Source organism: Aquimixticola soesokkakensis (assembly GCF_900172375.1).
GTDB lineage: Bacteria > Pseudomonadota > Alphaproteobacteria > Rhodobacterales > Rhodobacteraceae > Aquimixticola > Aquimixticola soesokkakensis.
Window position 1 is genome coordinate 31,120 of sequence record NZ_FWFS01000004.1, and the last position, 21,655, is coordinate 52,774.

A 21,655-nucleotide genomic window follows, 5' to 3' on the forward strand; every position below is an offset into this window, starting at 1 on the left:
AGGCGCGCCCCCAGAACGAGGGCGCGCCTTTTTGCTTTGGCGGGGGGGGGGGCTTTTGGCCCTGCCTTGCGCGGGTTACTGCGTATCGGGGGCGTTTTTGCGCGAAAACAGGCCAGAGAGCGCACCAAACAGCGGGGCGAGGATTTTTACCACGATGGGGATCAGGATCAGCCCGTAGATCAAGCCAAAGATGCCATCGAAAAACGCGGTGACAGCCCAGGTGACAAATCCTTCGGCGCGCGCGACGCTGGTTGCGGTGGCTTGGGCGATATGGTGAATCCACTCGTAGGCTCCCGCATAGCCCATCTCTGCCACGCCATGCAGCATGATGTTGCCCCCGACCCAGATCATCGCGGCCGTGCCCACGATCAAAAGGCCCTTGAGGAACCATGGCATGAAGGCGACAATCCCGTGCCCGAGTTTGCGAGTGATCGAAAGCCGGCCCACACGGCTGAGCCAAAGGCCCACGTCATCGGCTTTCACGATCACCGCGACGCCACCGTAGACGATAAAGGTGATGCCCACGGCCACCACGGCCAGCGCCGCCGCTTCGATCCAGAGGCTTTGCCCTGTGGGCAGCGCCGAGAGGGCGATGGTCATGATTTCTGCTGAAAGGATAAAGTCGGTTTTCACCGCGCCCTGCACTTTTTGGGCCTCCAAATGCGCGGGGTCGTCCATCGTGGGACTGCCGCCATCGGCGTGTGGTTTGTGCGGCGCAAAGAGGTGGTACACTTTTTCTGCCCCCTCAAAGCACAAATATGACCCGCCCAGCATCAGGAGCGGTGTGATCAGCCAGGGCGCGAAGGAGGATAACAACAATGCCAGCGGAAGCAGGATGATCAATTTGTTGCGGATTGATCCCAGCGCGATCTTGCCAACGATGGGCAATTCACGCGCGGGCGCAAATCCGTGGATGTATTTCGGCGTCACCGCCGCATCGTCGATGACAGCGCCCGCCGCTTTGGCTCCTGCTTTGGCCGATTGTCCGACGATGTCGTCCACCGAGGCCGCAGCCACTTTTGCGATGCCCGCCACATCATCGAGTAGCGCCAATAGTCCGCTCATGTTGTCTCTCCGACCTTTGTTGCCCCTTGGATGTAGGGCGTTGGGGCGATCTTAGCAAACACCCCCCCAAAATCGCAGAGAAATTGCACATGAAAAAGGGCCCGCGCGGTGGGGTGCGCGGGCCCTGCTCTCTTCTGGCAGCCGGTCTTGTCGAACGGGAAAGATCGGACCGGATGCCGGAAAAAGAGATCTTACATCGCGGGAAGAAGAACAGTGTCGATCACGTGGATGACGCCATTGGACTGTTTTACGTCTGCGATGGTGACGGTGCCGGTGCGGCCTTGCTCGTCTTCGATCATGACCATGCCGTCCGCGTAGGAGCCCTTGAGGGTACAGCCGCCAACGGTGGGAATGTCGTGCACGCCGCCGTCATCTTCGATCATGCCCAGCAGAGCGTCCGACATCACGGCTTTGCCGACAACGTGGCAGGTGAGGATTTTCACCAGCTGGTCTTTGTTTTCGGGCAGCAGCAGCGTTTCGACAGTGCCCTCGGGAAGGGCTGCGAAGGCGTCATTGGTGGGAGCGAAAACGGTGAACGGACCTTCGGAGTTGAGCGTGTCCACAAGACCTGCGGCCTGCACGGCGGCGACCAGCGTGGTGTGGTCTGCGGAGTTCACGGCGTTCTCGACGATGGTTTTGTCAGCGAACATTGCAGCGCCACCGACCATCGGGTTTTCGGTCATGTCGTCTGCGAAAGCAGCGGTTGCGACGACGGAAATCATAGCGGCGGTGGAAAGAATGCGGTTCATAAGATGTGTCTCCAGTTGGAATGTCCCCGACCCATCGTCGGAGTTGTAAGGGATACGGGGGGGCTTTCCGATTGGACCAGTTTGCAGACATCACGCAGTATCACGGACCCGTGATAATTCCTCCAAACCCTTCAATACGCACAAAATTTCGGGCCGAAATATTTTCAAAATAATTCTGACGCAACGTCGCTTCAGCGCCATTCCAGTGTTCCGGTCGCATCCCTGTCGCACCCTTGTGGTGCGCGCGCCTTGCGTGATGTGCTCTCGCGCAGCACCGGAGCGGGCGCGTTGCGGGCCGCCTGACGCGCAGGGCACCTGAGGTTCCTGCAGCACCGGCACCACGGCCACCGCGCGCCCTTGATCCCCACCAATGGCCCCGCCCCCTTGCACCTGAGGGCGATATGTTGCACCAATCGGACAAACACAGCGGGCCGCTGGCCTTTGGCTCTTGTAGCGCCCGCGCCGGACCCAGACAGCTCACAAGAAAGACATTCCTCCCATGGACGCGACCGCAAAACCCACCGAAGTCATCTCTGTGCGCGATGTCTTCGGTATCGACACCGATATGACCGTCAAAGGCTTTGCCGAAACAAGCGACCGTGTACCGGCCAACGATCCGACCTATAAATTCGACGCCGACACCACGCTTGCCATTCTGGCAGGCTTTTCGCACAACCGCCGCGTCATGGTGCAAGGCTATCACGGCACGGGCAAATCGACCCACATCGAACAGGTGGCTTCGCGGCTCAACTGGCCGTCGGTGCGCGTCAACCTCGACAGCCATATCTCGCGCATCGACCTGATCGGCAAAGACGCGATCAAGCTGCGCGACGGGATGCAGGTCACAGAATTCCAGGAAGGCATCCTGCCCTGGGCGCTGCGCAACCCCTGCGCCATCGTGTTTGACGAATATGATGCGGGCCGCGCCGATGTGATGTTCGTGATCCAGCGCGTGCTGGAAGCGGACGGCAAGCTGACGCTGATGGACCAGAACGAAGTCATCACCCCGAACCCCTATTTCCGCCTGTTTGCGACCGCCAACACCGTGGGTCTGGGCGATACAACCGGCCTGTACCACGGCACACAGCAAATCAACCAAGCCCAGATGGACCGCTGGTCTTTGGTCGCGACGCTGAACTACCTCAGCCACGACGCCGAAAGCGCCATCGTGCTGTCCAAAGCGCCCCATTACAATAATGAAAAGGGCCGCAAGACCATCAGCCAGATGGTCACCGTGGCCGATCTGACCCGCACAGCCTTCATGAACGGCGACCTGTCGACCGTAATGAGCCCGCGCACGGTGATCACCTGGGCACAAAACGCAGAGATTTTCCGCGATGTAGGCTATGCCTTCCGCCTGACCTTCCTCAACAAATGCGACGAGCTGGAGCGCCAGACCGTGGCCGAATTCTACCAACGCTGCTTTGACGAAGAACTGCCTGAGTCGGCCGTGTCCAAGGCGCGCTAGGGCGCGCACGCGCAGAACATTCCGGCGATTTGCGTAGAATTTTACACATGTCAAACGATTGAGCGGGCAGGGAATTTTCCCTGCCCGTTGCGCTTTTGCCCTCCCTGCGCGCGCCCCGGTTAGGCGGATCGCAAGATTTGCCTGCAAGGCTGATGGCATGACACATGCCCGCGCTCTCATCCTGATCTGCCTCTTGCCGCTTGCAGCCCTTGCCGGCACGGCGCGACAGGCTCTGGCCGTGGAACAAAGCAGCAGCGAGGCGCCGCAGCTTGAGGTTCTGCGCCCTGTCGTGGCGCCGTCGCAGGGGCGCAAACCGGTCGCAATCGACGCGCTTACCCGCCGCTTTGCCACCTGCGCGGGACGGCTGTCGGCGCAGATGGATCACGAATGGATCACCGCCCCCGAGCGCGCCGATGCCACCCGCGAGGCTCGCGGACAGATGATTGCCTTGCTGCAGGCGGTGATGCCCCAAGGCGGTGGCGCCGATGTGATGGCGCTGCGGATCGACGCCAAGGTGGCGCATGGGCGTTTGCTGGCGCGCACCCGTTTTTCCAGCGATCCGGCGCAAATTCGCTGGGCGATGCAACGCGCCGCAGCGGAAATCGACGCCTGCCGCGCGCTGCTGCTGGGCTAGAGCCCTTTCGCGCGCGCTTGCCCTTGTCGCCGCCTGCAAGCGGTGTAAAACATGGGGCATGAGCAAGCCGTCAGACAATCCCGCCGATCCGTTCAAAAAAGCCTTGGCCGAGACCACGAAAGTGCTCGCCAACAACCCTGAGCTGACGGTGACCTTTTCGGTCGATCCCGCGGGGATGACCAACGACATGGTGCGCTTGCCGCAGGTGTCGCGGCGCATGACAGCCGATGAAGTGTTGATTGCCCGCGGCACGGCGGATGCTTTGGCGCTGCGCCACAAATTCCACGACATGTCGACGTTCAACCGCTACGCCCCGTCAGGCCAGATGGCCTATGACATCTACGATGCGATGGAAACGGCGCGTTGTGAAGCGGTCGGGGCGCGCTACATGCCCGGAACGGCGAAAAACATCGACGCCAAAATCGCCAACGAGGCCGCACGACGCGGCTATGACGGGATCACATCCGCCTCCGACGCCCCCCTCGCCCAAGCCGCGGGCTATTACCTGCGCCACATGGCCACGGGACGCGACCTGCCCGCAGGGGCCGATAATGTCATGGCGCTGTGGCGCGATTTCATCGAACAGCAAACCAGCGGCACGTTTGACGATCTCGACGATATTCTGGCCGATCAAAAGGCCTTTGCACGGCTCACCCGCCGCGTGATCGACGAACTCGGTTACGGTGACCAGCTTGGCGATGATCCCGACCAAACCGACCCTGAGGACGATCAAACGGCCGAGGATGACGACACCACCGACGCCGAGGATCAATCCCCAGAGGACGACCAGTCCCAAGAGGACGACAGCGAGGCCGCGCCCGAACAATCCCAAGAAGACCAACAGGATGCGTCCGAGGCGCAGGTCTCCTCCGAGGCGGGCGCAGATGAGAAAATGGGCGAGGAGGTAGACAGCCCCGAGGCCGAAGCCCCGGTCGAGCCGCCCGCGCCGAGCTATTCCGATGCCGACCCGAATTACGATGTGTTCACCACCGCGTTCGACGAGGAAATCTCCGCCGAGGAGCTGGCCGAAGTGGCCGAACTGGAACGGCTGCGCGCCTATCTCGATCAACAGCTTGAACCGCTGAAAGGGGCTGTGTCACGCTTGGCCAACAAGTTGCAGCGCCGCCTGCAGGCCCAGCAAAACCGCTCTTGGCTGTTTGACATGGAAGAAGGCATTCTGGACGCAGGGCGCCTTGCGCGGGTGGTGGCCAACCCCACAACGCCGCTGTCGTTCAAAGTCGAAAAAGACACGGAGTTTCGCGACACGGTGGTGACCTTGCTGCTGGATAATTCCGGCTCCATGCGCGGTCGCCCGATTTCCATCGCGGCGATTTGTGCGGATGTGCTGGCGCGCACGCTGGAACGCTGCAACGTCAAGGTCGAAATTTTGGGCTTTACCACGCGGGCATGGAAGGGCGGGCAAAGCCGTGAACAATGGCTTCAGCAGGGCCGCCCCCAACACCCCGGCCGCCTGAATGATCTGCGCCACATCATCTACAAGAAAGCCGACAGTCCGATGCGACGCACCCGCGCCAATCTGGGTTTGATGATGAAAGAGGGGCTCTTGAAGGAAAACATCGACGGCGAGGCGCTGGAATGGGCGCACCGGCGCATGGTGGCGCGGCCCGAAGCGCGCAAGATCCTGATGGTGATTTCCGATGGCGCGCCGGTTGATGACAGCACCCTCTCTGTGAACCCGGCAAATTATCTGGAAAAACACCTGCGCGATGTGATCGCCATGGTCGAAAAGCGCCGTCAGGTCGAACTTTTGGCCATTGGCATCGGTCATGATGTGACCCGCTATTACGAGCGCGCGGTCACGATCACCGATGTCGAACAATTGGCGGGCGCGATGACCGAACAGCTCGCCTCCTTGTTTGACGCCGATCCCAAAGCGCGCGCCAAAGCCAAGGGCCTGCGCCGCGCGTCCTGACGCGGAATTTGGGTATTTAAATCCGAAAGAAGACGGGAGTTGTGATGTTCCAAAGTTTCGAGGTCTCAAGCCGTCCCGATCAAGCTGCGCCACGCGTTGCCGATCTGCGTGCGCAGTTTGACGCCGCAGATGTCGACGGCTTTCTTGTGCCGCGCTCGGACGCGCACCAAAACGAATATGTCGCCCCCTGTGACGAGCGCTTGTCCTGGATTTCCGGCTTTACCGGCTCTGCGGGCTTTGCGGTGATCCTGCGCGAGCGCGCCGCTGTTTTTGTCGACGGGCGCTACCGTGTGCAAGTTCACAGCCAGGTGGACGGGCGGATTTTCGAGGTCGTCCATTGGCCCGAAACCTCGCTGTCGGATTGGCTGGCGCAAAACGCCGCCGGTCTGCGGATCGGCTTTGATCCGTGGCTGTCGACGCTGGACGAGGTCGAAAAAGCCGATGCGGCTCTGGCCGCGGTAAACACCGCGCTTATCCCCTGCCCCAACCTGATCGACGCTATCCGTTCGGATCGCCCGGCGCCCCCTGTCGCCCCTGTCGTTGCGCATCCGACGCAATGGGCGGGAAAATCCAGCGCCGACAAGCGGGCGGAACTTGCCGCTGATCTGCGCAACTCTCGTCGGGCAGCGGCGGTGATCACCGCCACCGATAGCGTGATGTGGTTGCTCAATATTCGCGGGGCCGACATTGCCCGCAACCCTGTGGCGCTGGCCTTTGCCATCTTGCACGACGATGCGCGGGTGTCGCTGTTTATCGACCCCGCCAAAGTCGCCGACCTGCGCGCACATCTTGGCCCCGAGGTCGGCGTCGCCCCGCATGATGCCTTTGGCGCGGCGTTACAGCAGCTCGCCGGTCCCGTGCAAATGGACCGCGCTTCGGCCTTTGCGGTGGCAAGCTACCTCACCTCCGCCGAGATCCCCATCCATTTTGCCCCAGATATCTGCGCCCTGCCCAAGGCTGTGAAGAACGACACCGAAATCGCGGGCGCACGTGCCGCCCATATCCGCGATGCAGGCGCGATGGTGGAATTTCTTGCGTGGCTGGACGGTTGCGCCCCCGAAACGCTCAGCGAAATCGACGTGGTCCGCAAGTTGGAAAGCTTTCGGCAAGCCACGGGGGACCTCAAAGAAATCAGCTTCGATACGATCTGTGGCGCCGGTCCGAACGGCGCCATCGTGCATTACAAGGTCGATGAGGCATCAAACCGAAGGCTTTCGCGCGGCGACATCCTGTTGGTCGACAGCGGCGGGCAATATGTCGATGGCACAACGGACATCACCCGCACCATCGCCCTCGGCCCCCCCCCCCCCGACGCCATCGCCGCCAACACGCGCGTGTTGCAGGGGATGATCGCCGTCTCCTGCGCACGGTTTCCCAAAGGCGTTGCCGGCGCGCATCTGGATGCGCTGGCACGCGCCCCCCTGTGGCGCGCCGGTCAGGATTTCGACCACGGCACCGGTCACGGGGTGGGCAGCTATCTCTGTGTGCACGAAGGCCCGCAACGCATTTCGCGTGCCTCGGGCGTGGCGCTGCAGCCGGGAATGATCCTGTCCAACGAGCCCGGCTATTACCGCGAAGGTGCGTTCGGGATCCGGATAGAAAACCTGATCACCGTGCGTGTGGCCCCCCCCTTGCAACAGGGCGATGCCCGCCCCATGTATGACTTCGAGACGCTGACCTATGTGCCGTTTGATCGCAGATTGATCGACATTTCGATGCTCGCGCCGTTTGAACGGGCGTGGATCGACAGCTATCACACCGACATCGTCACAAAATTGGACGGCCGTCTTTCCCCAAATGCAGCGCAGTGGCTCGCCAAAGCCTGTGCGCCCTTGCAATGAGACACTCAAGGCCGATCCGAAAAGACCACAGTGTCATAAAACAGTGTCATATACCTGCGGCATCCGGCCTGTTATGGTCTGCAAGCCGCATCTCAATGGCCAAAGATGAAAGGACAGGGACTTATGACTACACCGCTCCTCGCTGACCATATCCGCATCCGCAACGCCACGGGCACTTGGGTGGTGCGCGCTGGCGGAGCCGTATTGGGCGAAACCTCTGCTGCGCTGGAACTGACTGAAGGCGACTATCCCAGCGTGATCTACTTCCCGCGCTCCGACATCGCGATGGCCTTTCTGGACCAAACCGACACCCGCTCCAGCTGCCCCTTCAAGGGCGAAGCCACCTACTATTCCATCGTCACCAAAAGCCAAACGCTCGATGACGCTGCCTGGTCCTACGAAACCCCGAAACCGGGCATGGAACAAATCGCAGGCTACATCGCCTTCTACAGCCATAAAGCGGCCGTGGAACAACTTTAAGCCGCTGGTTTCTTTCGGATAAAAATACCCAAAACGCCGCGCTTGACCTCACGCGCGGCGTTTGAGGTTGCTCAGGAATGTTCCTCTGCGGCCGTTGCCGCAAGTGCCTTGTTATACAGGCGCAGCGCGTCGATCTGAAACACGGCCCCGTGCAATTGCGGGGGATGGTCGTCGTGCAGCGTCACCACGGGAATGAACGTGAGGTTGCCCTTGTCAAACATCGGCATCGCGGCCTCGAGCGTCGCGTTTTTGCTCACGTAGATTCCCTGACTGATCAGGTCGCGGCAGGCTTCTTCGCTGGCGGCGCGGGCGCTATCGACCGCACGCAGGCATTGGTGGACGCGAAATGTCGCCAGCAGATAGGCCTGCGGACCTGCGGCCAGATGCGTTCCGCGCCGCTCAAGCTGGGTCAAAAAGAACGAACGATCGACCAGTTTCGACGCCAGCGCCGTGGAAATCGACACGGTGACCATCACCGCCAATCCCGTCTGCCAATCTCCCGTCAGCTCGAAGACGATCAGCGTCGTCGAAATCGGCGCGCCCAGCACTGCAGCGGCAACGGCCCCCATGCCTGCCAGCGCATAGAGGGTTGGCGTGCCGGAAAAATTCGGCACCACGCCGGTGGAGATCACCCCGAAGGCCAATCCCGTCAGCGCGCCCACCATCAAGGCGGGCGAAAACACCCCCCCGCCCATGCGTCCCGCCATGGTAATCGCCACCGCAACGACCTTGAGCACGGCAAAGACCACCGCTTCGCGCAACACCAATTTTCCGGTCAGTGCCGCCGAGGTCGTTTCGTATCCAACCCCGATGATATGGGGAAATCCCAATGCCAAAAGCCCAAGCACCAGCCCCGCAGAGGCCGGACGCAACACGGGCGGCAGGTGGGTTTTTTCCTGCACCCATGTGCCAAAATCATCGGCCATGAAAATCGCGCGCATCAGCAGCACTGCGACGATGCCGCACACAAACCCCATCAACAAAAATGCCGGCAATTCGACGTAAAACGCCAAGGCCCCTTGCGACACCAGATCGAATTCCGGCACGCCGCCGAATTCCAGCCGGTTGATCACCGTGCCTGCCGCCGAGGCGATCACGATGGGGGCAAAGGCGTGAACGGCAAAGTGGCGCAACACCACTTCGAGCGCGAACAAGGCCCCCGCAATGGGCGCGTTGAAACTGGCCGAGACGGCGGCAGCCACGGCGCAGCCCAACAGATCGCGCGAGGTCAGCCCCGTGGCATGGATGCGAATCGATACCCAGCTCGAGATCACCGCGGCCATATGCACGACCGGCCCTTCGCGCCCTGTCGAGCCCCCCGTCGACAGGGTCACCAAAGAGGCGAATGCGGAGGCGATGCCCGCGCGTTTTTCGACCCTTCCGTCAAAAAGAGCCGCACCTTCAATGACATCCGCGACGGAGCGCACACGCCCGTCCGGTGTGAACCAGTTCAAGATGACACCGACCACCAGCCCCCCAAGCACCGGGATCGCCACGACCCAGTACCACGGCAAATCGCCCAGATGGCGCATCAGATGACGGGTGTCCTCGGTGCCGTAGACAAAGCGTTGCAGCGCATCAATCCCGAGGCGGAACCCCAAAGCGGCGAGGCCCGAGGCCGTGCCGATGGCCAGCGCGATCAGCCAGAACTGGATCTGGTTGGGCCCCTTCAGGCGCATCAGCCGCAACGTGTCGAGCAGACCATCGCGGATCGCAAGCATGGCGGTGCGGGGGTAGGATGTCTGGGGGGCCTCACTCATCGCGCGCGTGCCTTGGGGCGGGGTCATCTACGCTTTCTCAGGCCGCCCGTCTGGCCTAGGATCGCTTAAATTCTCGTGAGGAAACCGATGACTATGCAAGCCGCCCTCGATGCCCTGTCTTCCCTTCTAGGCAATCGCCTGTCGCGTTCCAAGTCCGATCTGGACCTGCATGGCCGCTCGGAAGCGTGGTTCGCCCCTGCCCCGCCCGCCGCCGTGGCCTATCCGCGCAACACGGCAGAGGTCAGCGCGATTTTAAAGCTGTGCCACGCGCATGGGATGCCGGTGGTCGCCTTCGGGCGCGGCACCTCGCTAGAGGGGCAGACGCTGGCAGGGCCGCAGATGCTGACGCTTGATTTTCGCGACATGGCGCAGGTCTTGCAGATCAATGACGCCGATATGGATGTGGTGATCCAACCCGGTGTGACGCGCGAGGCGCTGAATACCGAATTGCGCGCCACAGGGTTGATGTTTCCCGTCGATCCGGGCGCGGATGCGACATTGGGCGGCATGGCGATGACGCGCGCCTCGGGCACCACCGCCGTCAGATACGGCACGATGCGCGACAATGTGCTGGCGCTCGAAGTGGTGCTGGCTGACGGGCGCATCATCCGCACCGGCACCCGCGCGCGCAAATCCAGCGCAGGCTACGACCTGACGGGGCTGTTTGTCGGCTCCGAAGGCACGCTTGGGATTGTTACCGAACTTACGCTGCGCCTGCATGGCCAACCCGAAGCGGTGTCAGCCGCCATCTGTGCCTTTGACACGCTGGAAACGGCCGTAAATGCTGTCATCGACACGATCCAGCTGGGCCTGCCGATGGCGCGGATAGAATTCATCGACCCGCTGGCGGCGCGCGCGATCAACGCCTATGCAGGCGCGGATTTCCCTGAAAAGCCGCATTTGCTGGTGGAGTTTCATGGCGCTGAGGCAGGCGTTGCGCAGACGGCCGCGACCTTTGGCGAGATCGCGCGCGACCACGGCGCGCTGGATTTCAAATGGGCGACCGACGCGGACGAGCGGCGTGCCCTATGGACCATGCGCCATAACGCCTATTATGCCTGCCTCAACCTCAAACCGGGCGCGCGCGCGATCACCACCGACATTTGCGTGCCGATTTCCAGGCTCGCGCAGGCGGTCGAGGAAACGGCCGCCGACATTCGCGACAGCGGCTTGCTGGGGCCGATTGTGGGCCATGTCGGGGACGGGAATTTCCACTCGCTGCTGCTGATCGAGAATGACGCCGACATGATCCGCGCCAAAGAAGTCGCCGCGCGCATGTCCGAGCGCGCTTTGGCGCTTGGCGGCACGGTCACGGGCGAGCACGGGATCGGCATCGGCAAGAAATCCTACATGCCAGCAGAACACGGGGAGGCATGGGCCGTGATGGGCGCGCTGAAGGCCGCGCTTGACCCCACGGGGCTGCTCAACCCTGCAAAGCTGGTGCCGTGACCCTGGCCCGCGCGCAAGACATGCCCCGAGCTTTCGCGCGCGCTTGGGGCGCGCGTGATGCGAGCGCGATTGCCGCTCTCTTCGCCGAGGACGCCGATTTCGTCAACGTCGTCGGGCTGTGGTGGCGCAATCGCAGCGCCATCGCGCGCGCCCATGCGTACGGGCTGACGCGGATATTTGCCCAAAGCGATCTGCGGGTGGGCAGCGTCACCTGTCGCGATCTTGGTACGGTGGCCGTGGTCCATGCGCGGTTGCATCTGAGCGGACAGACCACACCGCAGGGAGCAAAGGCGGAAGCGCGTCAGACGGTGATGAGCTTTGTGATGCAGCGCCAGGAGGCGGGGTGGCTGTGCGTGTCAGCGCAAAACACCGATGTGGTCGCGGGTGTCGAGACCCATGTCGCCACGGGCGGTCGCCTCACGCCAACGGACTATCGTTAAGGCTGGCGGTGTTTGGGTATTTTTATCCGAAAGAAACGAAAACCGCTATCCTGCCAGAAGTTCCCTAGCTGCCGCGCGCGCCGTGTCGGTGACGCTATCGCCCGAAATCATGCGCGCGATTTCATCAACCCGCGCAGGCGCGTCGAGCGGTGTGACTTCGGACAGGGTTTGTCCGTCCTCGACCCGTTTGGCAACTTTCCAGTGGTGCGCGCCGAGGGCGGCGACCTGGGGGCTATGGGTGACGACCAGCACCTGCCCCTCACCCGCGAGCCGTGCCAGACGCCGCCCGACCGCATCTGCTGTGGCCCCGCCAACGCCGCGATCAATTTCGTCGAAAATCATCGTGACGCCCTGTTGGCCCTTGGTCAGGCAAACTTTGAGCGCGAGCAGGAAGCGCGACAGCTCGCCGCCCGATGCGATTTTGTTGAGCGGCCCTGCGGGCGCTCCGGGGTTGGTGGCGACGGTGAAGGTGACCTCGTCGCGCCCCTCCGGCCCCGCTTCGGCCTCGCTGAGTTCGGTTTTGAACACCGCGCGCTCCATTTTGAGCGGGCCGAGTTCGCCCGCCATCAGCCCGTCCAGCTCACCCGCGGCTCGCAAACGCGCGCTGGACAGGGCGTCGGCGGCAGAGTCGTAGGTCTCCTCGGCCGCTTTGACGGCTTTGGTGAGCGTTGCGATGTCGCCAGCCCCGCCGTCCAGCGCCTCGAGTTTGCGGCGCAACTCATCGGCAAAGGGGCCAAGGTCGTCGGGTTGCACGCCATGCTTGCGCGCAAGGCCGCGGATCGCGAACAGCCGTTCCTCTATCTGCTCCAATTCGGCAGGGTTGAAGGACAGCGCCTGCATCGCTGCCTCGACCCCAGATTGCGCATCGCCCAGGGCCTCGACCACGCGGGTCAGCGCTTCGAGCGCCTCGTCGAGGTGACCTTCGGCCTTGTCTGCCGCGCCTTCAAGCCAGCGGGTGGCGTCGGTGATCAGGCCTTCTGCGCCCTCGTAGGACAGGGCGGCATTGGCTTTGGCGATGTCCTCTGCGATGCGCTCGGCGGCCTGCATGCGGCGGCGGTCGACATCGAGTGTCGCCTCTTCGCCTGCCTGCGGATCGAGCTTGTCCAATTCGCCGACAGCATGGCGCAGGAAATCTTCCTCGGCGGCGAGGGCTTTTTGCGTCGCGGCGGCAGCGGCCAAGGCTTTGCGACTGCTCGACACCTGACGCCATGCGGCTTTCGTGGCCTCGATCAGCGGAGCAAGATTGGCGAAATCGTCCAGCAAAAGGCGGTGGCCGCGCGGGTTCAACAGCCCGCGATCGTCCTGCTGCCCGTGCAATTCGACAAGGCGTTCGGACAAAGCGCGCAGCACCTCGCCCGACACGCGGCGATCATTCACCCAGGCGGTTTTGCGCCCGTCGCTGGTGTTGATGCGGCGCAGGATCAGGTCGTCTTCGGGTTCGAACCCTGCCTCGATCAGCACGGCATTGGCGGGGTGATCGGCCGTCAGTTCGAAGACGGCAGTAACTTCGCCCTGCGTGGCACCGGCCCTCACCAGTTCGGCCCGTCCGCGCCACCCCAAAACAAAGCCCAGACTGTCGAGCAGGATGGATTTGCCCGCGCCGGTTTCGCCGGTCAGCACATTCAGCCCGCCCTCGAACACAAGTTCGAGCCGGTCGATGATCAGCATGTCCCGGATGTCGAGACTTCTCAGCATGGGGTGTGTCCGCCTATGTCCGGCTCAAAGCCACTCGCCGCGGATCATCTGACGATAGATCGCGGTGAGCCAGTTGTCGCCCACCGCTTCCATGCGCAGGCCCTGGCCCGTGAGCAGCGTGTAGGCATCGTCGTACCAGACGGTGGATTGGTAGTTATGGCCCAAAATCGCCCCCGCCGTCACCGCCTCATCGGTCAGGCCAAGCGCAAGATAGGCTTCGACCAGACGATAGAGCGCCTCGGGCGTGTGGGTGGTGGTTTGGAACTGTTCGACAACCACGCGAAAGCGGTTAATCGCGGCGGGATAATGTTTGCGCTTGATGTAATAGCGCCCGATTTCCATTTCCTTGCCGGCCAGATGGTCAAAGGCAAGGTCGAATTTCAGGATTGCCGAGCGCGCATATTCGCTATCGGGGTAGGCTTCGATCACCACGCGCAGCGCTTGCAGCGCCTGAAAGGTCAGCCCCTGATCGCGGCCCACTTCGTCGATCTGGTCGTAATAGGACAGCGCCAGAAGATATTGCGCATAGGCGGCATCCTCATCGGCGGGATAAAAGTCGATAAACCGCTGGGCCGCGCCGCGCGCCGCTTCGTAATCCTTGTCGGAATGATAGCTGTAGGCCTGCATGATCAGCGCCCGCTTGGCCCAATCCGAATAGGGGTAGAGCCGTTCCACTTCGGAGAAATATTCCGCCGCCTGCGCAAAATCACGGGTCGAGACCTCGTATTCTGCGCGCTTGTAAATTTCATCCGCCGGGTAGCCGTCAAGATTGGGATTGGGCGCACCGCCGCAGCCAGCCACAATCGCGAGAGCCGCCCCTGCCACGAGCATCTTGCTCCGTCCTGCAAATCCGCGCGCCATGGCCGTTACCTCTTGCCTGTCCTCAGTGTCGTTTCCATCGCGCGGCCGCATCACGCGTCCACATGGAAACCGCCCCCTGTGCCGGGGGCCTTCCGCTCTGTCCTAGCATAGAAAAATCTGGTGCAAAACGCCTTTCGCGACGTGGTGGCGCGAAGCGCGCATGCCCCTGCCCTAACGGCCGGGCCAGCCATGGCAACCAGAGTTGAGAAAGCTGCGCAAAACCCGCCCCGAGCATCACGCAAAGGTGTAGAAAACACAACGCGCCATCGGGCCTGTCGGGGGCCGCGCGCCGGTCGTTTAGGCCACGAGCCGCAGATCGGCGGACTTCAGACCCGTTCCGGGCAGACGTTTGAGCAGAGCCGCGTCGCAATCCACGATGCGGGTCGCGCTGGGATCAGCAAACACCGCCCGCAGCAACCCGTTGGTCATGGCATGGCCGGAGCGTTCGCCAACGTAGCGCCCGAGGATGGGCAAGCCGGCGAGCGCCAGATCCCCCAGCGCGTCGAGCATTTTGTGACGCACAGGTTCATCCGCGCGGCGCAGACCCGAGGGCGACAGCACCTGTGCCCCGTCAAACACCACCGCATTGTCCATCGTGCCCCCCAGCGCAAGGCCATTGGCCTGCATCGCATCCACATCGGCCTTGCGACAGAAGGTGCGGCAATCCATCAATTCGCGCACAAAGGCGCCGTTGGCCATGTTCAGACGCTTGCTTTGATGGCCGATGGCGGCATCGGCAAAGTCGATCACAAAGTCGATTTCCAAGCCGCGCGCAGGCTCGAGGCGTGCACGGGCGATGGCATCGCCCTGCTGCTCGCTGATTTCCACCGGCTTGAGAATTTCCAGCGCCCGCACCCGCGCGTCAAGTTTGCGCAGGCCGCAAGCAACGATGCTATGCACGAAAGGCGCAGAGGAGCCGTCCAGAATCGGCACTTCGGGACCGGACACGCAGACGCGCGCGTTCATCACCCCTGTGCCCGACAGCGCGGCCATCACATGTTCGATCGTCGAAATCGTGACCCCGTCGTCATTGCGGATCAGGGTGCAAAGTCTGGAGGGCACGACATGATCCCACAGCGCGGGGATACGGGCGTTGCGCCCGGACCCGTCAGCCATGATGTCGGAGCGTTCGAACCAGATGCCGGTATTGGCCGGAGCAGGATGAATGGACAGCACGACAGGCGCGCCGGAATGCAATCCGGTGCCTTTGAATGTCACGGTCTTGGCGATCGTTGTCTGCACATCAACCTCTTGCCTTGCGGCGCTATCTTCAGGGTCTTTCGGGTCTTCACGGTCTTTCGGGTCTTCAGGGCCGCGCGGGGGCTTGCCCCCCCTGACCCGGCTGACCCGGCGGATCGAAACCCCGGTCGCGCCGACCTTTCGAGGTCAAGACACAACAGGGTTCGAGCGTTAGGAATGAGTTAATCCGCCACAGAGCACATCTCAACTCACAGATTACAACGGGGTGAAACATCTACAGGCAAAGGCACGCCCAGTCGCGCCCGCCCATGCCGCGCTGCGGCAAAAATATGCGAAAAACCCTTTAAAATCGAGCAGACCCATAGAAAAAGGGCCGGATTGCTCCGGCCCTTGCCTGATCACATGTGACGTTACGAAAGGTTAATATTCACCAACCCTGCGGCGCATTCCCTCTCTCGAGCAGCGTCAGTTTGCCTGACATCCTAGCAAAGCGTCAGTTTGCCTGACATCCTCGTAAAGCGTCAGTTTGCCTGACATCCTAGCAAAGCGTCAGTTTGCCTGACATCCTCGTAAAGCGTCAGTTTGCCTGACGACGCAAAAACGCGGGGATCTCGATGCGCTCTTGCTCGGGGTTGGGCTCCTGCTCGTCATCATAGGCCTGCTGCGTCTGCGGTTGCTGACGATAGGCGGGGGCCTGAGCGCTGGGGCGCGGTGCGGGCTGGGGTTGGGGCGCAGGCGCCTGACCTTGAGCTTCCGAACCGGTCATACGGTTGATGATCGAGTTGATGCCAAAGCGACCCGCTTTTTGCTCGGGCTCGGGGCGGGCCTCGGCGCGCGGCGCGTGCTGGGGCTGGGGCGCGCGGGCCTGAGGTTGCTTGCTGACAGCCGCCTGCAGACGCGACATCGCCTCGGGGGTCGGTTCGCCAGCAGAACGCGGACGCGGGGCCACGTAGGACTCTGCGGGGGCTTCATGCATCGTGGGAGCCTGCGGGGCGGGGCGCGGTTGATAGGCCGGCGCGGGCATATCATCCTCACCGCGGGTCTCGCGGCTGTAGCGGCTTTCCATCGGCTGGTCGCCACCGGCGCGATGCGGTTCGAACACATCGAGGCTGGGCTGACGGGGTGCTTCGGCACGGGGTGCCTGCTGGGGAGCGGCCTGTGCAGCCTGCGCTGCGGTCGGCTGGGGCGCAGGGGCGCGGAATTCCGGCGCGCGCGATTCAGCGGCGCGCGGTGCGGGCGCTGCAGCCTGTGCCGGTGCTTCCACCGGCTGGTCCAGCGGCTCGGCCATGCGGCGACGGGGCACCGGCATGTCGGCTTTGGACTGCACGGCGTCGATGCCGGTCGCCACGACGGAAACGCGCATCATGCCGTTCAATTCGGTGTCCAGCGTCGAGCCGACGATGATGTTCGCATCAGGATCGACTTTTTCGCGGATTTTGTTTGCGGCCTCGTCGAGCTCGAAGAGGGTCAGATCGTAGCCGCCGGTAATGTTGATCAGAACACCCTTGGCACCTTCGAGCGACACTTCGTCAAGCAGCGGGTTGGCGATGGCTTTCTCGGCGGCTTCGATGGCGCGGTTTTCGCCTTCGGCCTCGCCGGTGCCCATCATGGCCTTGCCCATCTCGTCCATCACCGAGCGCACGTCGGCAAAGTCGAGGTTGATCAGACCGGGACGGACCATGAGGTCGGTCACGCCCTTGACGCCCTGATAGAGCACATCATCGGCCAGCGCGAAGGCTTCGGTGAAGGTGGTCTTTTCGTTGGCAAGGCGGAAAAGGTTCTGGTTGGGAATGATGATCAGCGTATCGACCATTTTCTGAAGGGCTTCGACGCCCTCCTCGGCCTGCTTCATCCGCTTGGCACCTTCGAACTGGAAGGGCTTGGTGACAACACCAACGGTCAGCACACCCAGTTCACGCGCGGCCTGCGCGATGATCGGAGCAGCGCCCGTTCCGGTGCCGCCCCCCATACCTGCGGTGATAAAGCACATATGCGCGCCTGCAAGGTGATCGACGATCTCCTCGATGGTTTCTTCGGCAGCCGCCGCACCAACCGAGGGGCGCGCGCCTGCACCCAGACCTTCGGTGACTTTCACACCCATCTGGATTTTTGCGCGGGCGTTGGAATGCGTGAGCGCTTGCGCGTCCGTATTCGCTACCACAAACTCGACACCTTCGAGTTGCTTTTCGATCATGTTGTTAACTGCATTGCCGCCGGCCCCGCCAACACCGAAAACCGTGATCCTCGGTTTCAAGTCGTCCCGCTCGGGCATCGTCAAGTTCAAAGCCATGCTTCACCGCCTGATTTTTTTAGTGGCCAGCCCGTTTACGGACTGATCCTTACCTGTTCCTTTAAATAGACTACGGGTTTTCAGCTTGGGCGTCACCCGAAAAACACAAATATGCCACAAAATATAGGGTTAACAGACCCTACATTCGCGGTATTTTGCGTGAAAACCTACATTTAGGAGACACTCTTGATGCAGCAACAATCCGCCGCTGCGCCTCTAAATGCGGCAAAACGGATCACGCCCTGCCCCAACCGAGGCATCAAACAGGCTAAAGCGCTGATTTCGCGCGCTTTGCGTGTTGCTATATGGTCAGAAGCACTGCTCGTGCCCGGATCTTTTGCCGCGCGGTGGTTTGCCCCCGTCTTCGACGCCCAAATATTAACAGCCCGCGCCGGCAACGTCCATCGCCTTTGCGCAGCGGCGCACACATTCGCGTGACGCCGCCACGAGCGCGCTTACCAGTTCGACTTGAACCAGCGCACCGCACGTTTCAGGCTGCGCGCGGGCATCCGGTCGGCGGGAATTTCGAAATCCCACCATTCGTCCTGCGGATTGGCGGCAAACAGGCACAGCCCCACCGCCGAGGCAAAGGCCGCGCCGGTCGCGGCCTGAGGCAGGCCCTGCACGCGCAGCGGACGCCCGATGCGCACCTGCTGGCCCAGAATTTTCGCGGCCAGGCCTTCGAGGCCCGGAATCTGGCTTGCGCCGCCCGTCAGGACGATTTGCTGGCTGGGCAGATGTTCAAACCCCGCCGCATCGAGGCGCGCACGCACGTCTTCCAGAATTTCCTCGACGCGCGGGCGCATGATCCCGATCAACTCGGCGCGGCTGACGGTGCGCCGGTCCTTGTCCCAATCGCCGCTGTCGCCGCCCACTTCGATCATCTCGCGATCATCCATGCCCGTGGCCACAACGCCGCCGTAGAATGTCTTGATCCGTTCGGCTGTTGCCGCCGGAATCTGAAGCCCCATCGAAATGTCGCCCGTCACATGATCCCCGCCCATCCGCACGGTGTCGGCGTAAATCATGTGCTTTTTCATAAAGATAGAGATGTCGGTGGACCCGCCGCCCATGTCGATACAAGCGCCGCCAAGTTCCTGTTCGTCCTCGACCATGGCCGAAATCGCCGACACATAAGCCGCCGATGCCAGCCCCGCGACCTCCAGATCGCAGCGTTTGATGCAGTAGAGCAGGTTCTGGATCGTCGCCGTATCCACCGTGAGCATATGCATGTCACAGGCCAGTTTATGGCCAATCTGGCCGCGCGGATCGGAGAGGCCCGAGCGGTTGTCGAGCGCAAAGTTCACCGGCTGGGCGTGCAGCACCTCGCGGTAATCGCCGTAGGGCGGCACTTCGCAGGCCGCCAGCACGCGCGCCACATCCTGTTCGCTGACAACATTGCCATCGCAATCCACTTCGCCGTCCAGACCGTAGCTGCGCGGCTGCCCGCCGGAAAAACAGGCAATGACGTGATCGACGCGGGTGTTGGCCATCTTTTGCGCCGATTGCACGGCGGTACGAATGGCGCGTTCGGTTTCGCCCATCGCCTCGATTTCGCCAAAGCGCACGCCGCGCGAGCGCGTGGTCGCCGCCCCGATCACACGGAATGACGATTGCCCCGCCATCGGGCCGACGCCATCGTAATCCTCCAGCCGCGCCCCGCCGTCAAAGCGCAGCACAAGGCAGGCGATTTTCGAGGTTCCAACGTCCAGAATGGCCACCACCCCGCGCTGCAAAGCGGCGCGGCGCATGTTCCGCATTGCCCGTTGGGTCGCATACAGATCGGTCATTTGGCGTCTCCTGTGTCCAGCCCCTTGATGCGGCGCATGTCAGCCATTGCGGCCTCGGACAAGCGCAGCGTCGGGCGGTGAATGTTTCTCATATCAACAGCCGTGACATCACGGCCCAAAACGTCCTGGGCGCGATCAAGCGCCATAACCTGTTCCATCGCTGCCGCCGCGCCCTCTTCGGGCAGCAGAATGCGCTGGTCGCGATCCAGCACGACATCCCAGCGCCGCTCGCCCATGCGTTCCAGCCCACGCAAGCGGCCCGCAACAGGGGTCGCAATCGCCAGCACCTCAAGGGCTTCCTGCACAGCGTCCTGCGCGCCCTGCCCTGCCACCAGCGGCAGGTCGGGACGATCCCCGCGCGCGCCAAGTGCCGCCACGCGGTGGCCCAGCGCGTCCAGCACCTCAAGCCCTTGCGGACCGCGCCAGACAATGGCGGGCTGGCGTTCGGTGATGTCGACCCCCAGCACCCCGGAACTGCGGATTTGCAACGAGGCTTCGGCCACAGCGTCCAGTCCACGGATCTGTTCGAGCATCGCCGGCAGGTCGAGGTCAAAGGAGGAGGTCGGAAAATCGACAACGACAGCTTCGCGGATGTCCTGTTCCAGCTCGGGCGAGGCCCCTTCAATCAGCATCGTCGAGACGCGGAACTCGGGGCGGCTTTCGATGGACTGGCGCACATCAGCGATGGCGTTCATGAAGCTTTCGCGGTGATTTCCCTGCGCGAAATAGATCGAGACCACACCAAAGGTCAGCAAGGCGGGCAAGCCAAACCGCATCGCGATGCGAAAGGTCGGCGTCAGCCACAGCCGGTTCATCCGATAGGCTGCGCGCGAGGGCGCGGGGTCGCGTTTGACGGGGGTCTCGGCGGGTTTGAGGCCTTTCGCCCGCGCCACAGCGGCGCTGACGCGCGGATTTCCAGCGGGCACCGCACGCATCTGTGCCTTGGGCTTGCCGCCCGTGGGCCGCCCCGAAGCCGCGGTTGCGGGGGAGTGAAGCGGGGGTCTTAGCGGTTGCATGAGGCGTCCTCCACCATCCAGCGGCACAGGGCCCCAAAGCTTGTGCCATCCACGCCGGCCTGTTCGGGCGACAGCGAGGTGGGGGTCATGCCGGGTTGGGTATTTGTTTCCAAGAGAAGCAGGCCCGCAAGCCCCCCCTGCGCCGTCCAGAGTTCCTCGTCCCAGCGAAAATCGGTGCGTGACACGCCCCGACAGCCCAAAGCCACATGGGCCCGCAGGGCAAAGTCCTGACAGGCGGTGTAGATTTCGGCGGGAATCCGGGCGGGCACCACATGGCGCGAGCCGCCCACGGTATATTTTGCCTCGAAATCATACCAGCCGTCGGTCTCGATATCCGTCACCGGCAAGGCGCGCTCGCCCATCACGGTGCAGGTCAACTCGCGCCCCGGTGCGAAGGCCTCGACCATCACCACTTCGGGCATCTCCTTGGCCAGACGCGGCGCATTCGATCCCGCGTGAACAATGTAGACGCCGACGGAGGAGCCTTCGTTGAACGGTTTGACCACATAGGGCGGCGGCAGGACGTGCCCCGCCTCGACAGCATCGCGGCTGGCCAGAACGCTGGTCGCGACCGGCAATCCGGCGGCGATGTAGACGTCCTTGGTTTTCTGTTTGTCCATGGCAAGCGCCGAGGCCAACACGCCGGAGTGGGTGTAGGGGATCGCCAGCCATTCAAGAATGCCCTGCACGCAGCCATCTTCGCCCCAGCGTCCGTGCAGCGCATTGAACACCACATCGGGGGCTTCGGCCACAAGCCGCGCGGGCAAATCCTTGCCCGCGTCAATTTCGACAACTGTGTATCCTTCGCCCCGCAAAGCAGCCGCGCATTCGCGCCCTGATGACAGAGACACCTCGCGCTCGGCGGAGGGGCCACCCATCAAAACTGCTACTTTGGGGGATGTCCTGCTCGACATACCCGACTTCGCCTCGTTCATGGAAACGTCTTTGGCGCGTTTCCTTGGTTGGTCTTTGCGACCGGTCATG

Annotated in this window: 18 protein-coding genes; 8 read left to right on the forward strand and 10 right to left on the reverse strand. The window is 62.6% G+C overall.

All coding sequences use genetic code 11. The annotated features are described in order from the left end of the window. Positions 1 to 75: 75 nt before the first annotated feature. A complete protein-coding gene (locus AQS8620_RS05895) occupies positions 76 to 1,065 on the reverse strand; it encodes a DUF808 domain-containing protein (protein WP_085835937.1) in 990 nt (329 codons plus the stop codon). Positions 1,066 to 1,256: 191 nt separating this feature from the next. Beyond that, positions 1,257 to 1,814: a fasciclin domain-containing protein gene (locus tag AQS8620_RS05900; RefSeq protein ID WP_085835938.1), complete on the reverse strand. Its 558-nt coding sequence runs from the start codon at positions 1,812 to 1,814 to the stop codon at positions 1,257 to 1,259. A 499-nt stretch (positions 1,815 to 2,313) separates the two neighbouring features. On the opposite strand from AQS8620_RS05900, the gene cobS reads away from it, so the two are divergent. The 5 genes from cobS (at position 2,314) to AQS8620_RS05925 (ending at position 8,170) form a co-directional block, all read left to right on the forward strand. After that, the gene (cobS, locus tag AQS8620_RS05905) at positions 2,314 to 3,282 is read left to right on the forward strand and encodes a cobaltochelatase subunit CobS (protein WP_085835939.1); all 969 of its coding nucleotides are present in this window, start codon (positions 2,314 to 2,316) and stop codon (positions 3,280 to 3,282) included. A 157-nt stretch (positions 3,283 to 3,439) separates the two neighbouring features. Continuing rightward, the gene (locus tag AQS8620_RS05910) at positions 3,440 to 3,916 is read left to right on the forward strand and encodes a hypothetical protein (RefSeq protein ID WP_085835940.1); all 477 of its coding nucleotides are present in this window, start codon (positions 3,440 to 3,442) and stop codon (positions 3,914 to 3,916) included. A gap of 58 nt (positions 3,917 to 3,974) precedes the next feature. After that, positions 3,975 to 5,849, forward strand: coding sequence for a cobaltochelatase subunit CobT (gene cobT, locus AQS8620_RS05915; RefSeq protein WP_085835941.1), 1,875 nt, complete (start codon positions 3,975 to 3,977; stop codon positions 5,847 to 5,849). A 44-nt stretch (positions 5,850 to 5,893) separates the two neighbouring features. Then, complete coding sequence (locus tag AQS8620_RS05920; protein ID WP_085835942.1) at positions 5,894 to 7,690, forward strand: aminopeptidase P family protein; 1,797 nt, start codon at positions 5,894 to 5,896, stop codon at positions 7,688 to 7,690. A gap of 123 nt (positions 7,691 to 7,813) precedes the next feature. Continuing rightward, the gene (locus AQS8620_RS05925; protein WP_085835943.1) at positions 7,814 to 8,170 is read left to right on the forward strand and encodes a DUF427 domain-containing protein; all 357 of its coding nucleotides are present in this window, start codon (positions 7,814 to 7,816) and stop codon (positions 8,168 to 8,170) included. 71 nt (positions 8,171 to 8,241) lie between these two features. Here AQS8620_RS05925 and AQS8620_RS05930 read toward each other — a convergent pair whose 3' ends face one another. Next, positions 8,242 to 9,891 carry a chloride channel protein gene (locus AQS8620_RS05930; protein ID WP_234990407.1) on the reverse strand — a complete coding sequence of 550 codons (1,650 nt, stop codon included), beginning with the start codon at positions 9,889 to 9,891 and terminating at the stop codon, positions 8,242 to 8,244. Positions 9,892 to 10,017: 126 nt separating this feature from the next. Here AQS8620_RS05930 and AQS8620_RS05935 point away from each other — a divergent pair, with 126 nt between their 5' ends. Both AQS8620_RS05935 and AQS8620_RS05940 read left to right on the forward strand, forming a co-directional pair. After that, positions 10,018 to 11,379: an FAD-binding oxidoreductase gene (locus AQS8620_RS05935; RefSeq protein WP_085835944.1), complete on the forward strand. Its 1,362-nt coding sequence runs from the start codon at positions 10,018 to 10,020 to the stop codon at positions 11,377 to 11,379. A gap of 20 nt (positions 11,380 to 11,399) precedes the next feature. After that, on the forward strand, positions 11,400 to 11,819 hold the full coding sequence (locus AQS8620_RS05940; protein WP_085836163.1) for a YybH family protein: 420 nt from the start codon (positions 11,400 to 11,402) through the stop codon (positions 11,817 to 11,819). 45 nt (positions 11,820 to 11,864) lie between these two features. Here the strand turns inward: AQS8620_RS05940 and recN are convergent, their stop codons facing one another. The 4 genes from recN to ftsZ all read right to left on the reverse strand — a co-directional run bounded on the left by recN (position 11,865) and on the right by ftsZ (position 17,865). Next, entirely contained in the window at positions 11,865 to 13,514 is a 1,650-nt protein-coding gene (recN, locus tag AQS8620_RS05945) for a DNA repair protein RecN (RefSeq protein ID WP_085835945.1), read from the reverse strand. Positions 13,515 to 13,538: 24 nt separating this feature from the next. Next, positions 13,539 to 14,375 (reverse strand): outer membrane protein assembly factor BamD, encoded by an 837-nt coding sequence (locus AQS8620_RS05950; RefSeq protein ID WP_370737883.1) that lies wholly within the window; start codon positions 14,373 to 14,375, stop codon positions 13,539 to 13,541. A gap of 297 nt (positions 14,376 to 14,672) precedes the next feature. Continuing rightward, positions 14,673 to 15,617 carry a UDP-3-O-acyl-N-acetylglucosamine deacetylase gene (lpxC, locus tag AQS8620_RS05955; protein WP_085835947.1) on the reverse strand — a complete coding sequence of 315 codons (945 nt, stop codon included), beginning with the start codon at positions 15,615 to 15,617 and terminating at the stop codon, positions 14,673 to 14,675. Between the two features lie 535 nt (positions 15,618 to 16,152). After that, the gene (ftsZ, locus tag AQS8620_RS05960; RefSeq protein WP_085835948.1) at positions 16,153 to 17,865 is read right to left on the reverse strand and encodes a cell division protein FtsZ; all 1,713 of its coding nucleotides are present in this window, start codon (positions 17,863 to 17,865) and stop codon (positions 16,153 to 16,155) included. 189 nt (positions 17,866 to 18,054) lie between these two features. Between ftsZ and AQS8620_RS16840 the strand changes: the two genes are divergently transcribed. Then, a complete protein-coding gene (locus AQS8620_RS16840) occupies positions 18,055 to 18,303 on the forward strand; it encodes a hypothetical protein (protein WP_143267442.1) in 249 nt (82 codons plus the stop codon). Between the two features lie 17 nt (positions 18,304 to 18,320). On the opposite strand, the gene ftsA is transcribed toward AQS8620_RS16840, so the two are convergent. From ftsA to AQS8620_RS05975, 3 genes are read right to left on the reverse strand one after another with little or no spacing between them, the layout of a single operon-like run. Continuing rightward, positions 18,321 to 19,655 (reverse strand): cell division protein FtsA, encoded by a 1,335-nt coding sequence (gene ftsA / locus AQS8620_RS05965; protein WP_085835949.1) that lies wholly within the window; start codon positions 19,653 to 19,655, stop codon positions 18,321 to 18,323. Continuing rightward, complete coding sequence (locus tag AQS8620_RS05970; RefSeq protein ID WP_234990387.1) at positions 19,652 to 20,671, reverse strand: cell division protein FtsQ/DivIB; 1,020 nt, start codon at positions 20,669 to 20,671, stop codon at positions 19,652 to 19,654. The genes ftsA and AQS8620_RS05970 overlap by 4 nt, the downstream gene beginning before the upstream one ends. Beyond that, the gene (locus tag AQS8620_RS05975; RefSeq protein ID WP_234990388.1) at positions 20,659 to 21,606 is read right to left on the reverse strand and encodes a D-alanine--D-alanine ligase; all 948 of its coding nucleotides are present in this window, start codon (positions 21,604 to 21,606) and stop codon (positions 20,659 to 20,661) included. The genes AQS8620_RS05970 and AQS8620_RS05975 overlap by 13 nt, the downstream gene beginning before the upstream one ends. Positions 21,607 to 21,655 lie beyond the last annotated feature (49 nt).

What these genes read in the sequence shown, in the direction of transcription:
- AQS8620_RS05925 (WP_085835943.1), top strand. Translation starts at nt 7,814, where the DNA reads ATGACTACACCGCTCCTCGCTGACCATATCCGCATCCGCAACGCCACG.
- AQS8620_RS05910 (WP_085835940.1), top strand. Translation starts at nt 3,440, where the DNA reads ATGACACATGCCCGCGCTCTCATCCTGATCTGCCTCTTGCCGCTTGCA.
- AQS8620_RS05940 (WP_085836163.1), top strand. Translation starts at nt 11,400, where the DNA reads ATGCCCCGAGCTTTCGCGCGCGCTTGGGGCGCGCGTGATGCGAGCGCG.
- cobT (WP_085835941.1), top strand. Translation starts at nt 3,975, where the DNA reads ATGAGCAAGCCGTCAGACAATCCCGCCGATCCGTTCAAAAAAGCCTTG.
- AQS8620_RS05975 (WP_234990388.1), bottom strand. Translation starts at nt 21,606, where the DNA reads ATGAACGAGGCGAAGTCGGGTATGTCGAGCAGGACATCCCCCAAAGTA.
- AQS8620_RS05970 (WP_234990387.1), bottom strand. Translation starts at nt 20,671, where the DNA reads ATGCAACCGCTAAGACCCCCGCTTCACTCCCCCGCAACCGCGGCTTCG.
- AQS8620_RS05950 (WP_370737883.1), bottom strand. Translation starts at nt 14,375, where the DNA reads ATGGCGCGCGGATTTGCAGGACGGAGCAAGATGCTCGTGGCAGGGGCG.
- AQS8620_RS16840 (WP_143267442.1), top strand. Translation starts at nt 18,055, where the DNA reads ATGCAGCAACAATCCGCCGCTGCGCCTCTAAATGCGGCAAAACGGATC.
- ftsA (WP_085835949.1), bottom strand. Translation starts at nt 19,655, where the DNA reads ATGACCGATCTGTATGCGACCCAACGGGCAATGCGGAACATGCGCCGC.
- AQS8620_RS05930 (WP_234990407.1), bottom strand. Translation starts at nt 9,891, where the DNA reads ATGCTTGCGATCCGCGATGGTCTGCTCGACACGTTGCGGCTGATGCGC.
- AQS8620_RS05935 (WP_085835944.1), top strand. Translation starts at nt 10,018, where the DNA reads ATGACTATGCAAGCCGCCCTCGATGCCCTGTCTTCCCTTCTAGGCAAT.
- cobS (WP_085835939.1), top strand. Translation starts at nt 2,314, where the DNA reads ATGGACGCGACCGCAAAACCCACCGAAGTCATCTCTGTGCGCGATGTC.
- AQS8620_RS05895 (WP_085835937.1), bottom strand. Translation starts at nt 1,065, where the DNA reads ATGAGCGGACTATTGGCGCTACTCGATGATGTGGCGGGCATCGCAAAA.
- ftsZ (WP_085835948.1), bottom strand. Translation starts at nt 17,865, where the DNA reads ATGGCTTTGAACTTGACGATGCCCGAGCGGGACGACTTGAAACCGAGG.
- recN (WP_085835945.1), bottom strand. Translation starts at nt 13,514, where the DNA reads ATGCTGAGAAGTCTCGACATCCGGGACATGCTGATCATCGACCGGCTC.
- AQS8620_RS05900 (WP_085835938.1), bottom strand. Translation starts at nt 1,814, where the DNA reads ATGAACCGCATTCTTTCCACCGCCGCTATGATTTCCGTCGTCGCAACC.
- AQS8620_RS05920 (WP_085835942.1), top strand. Translation starts at nt 5,894, where the DNA reads ATGTTCCAAAGTTTCGAGGTCTCAAGCCGTCCCGATCAAGCTGCGCCA.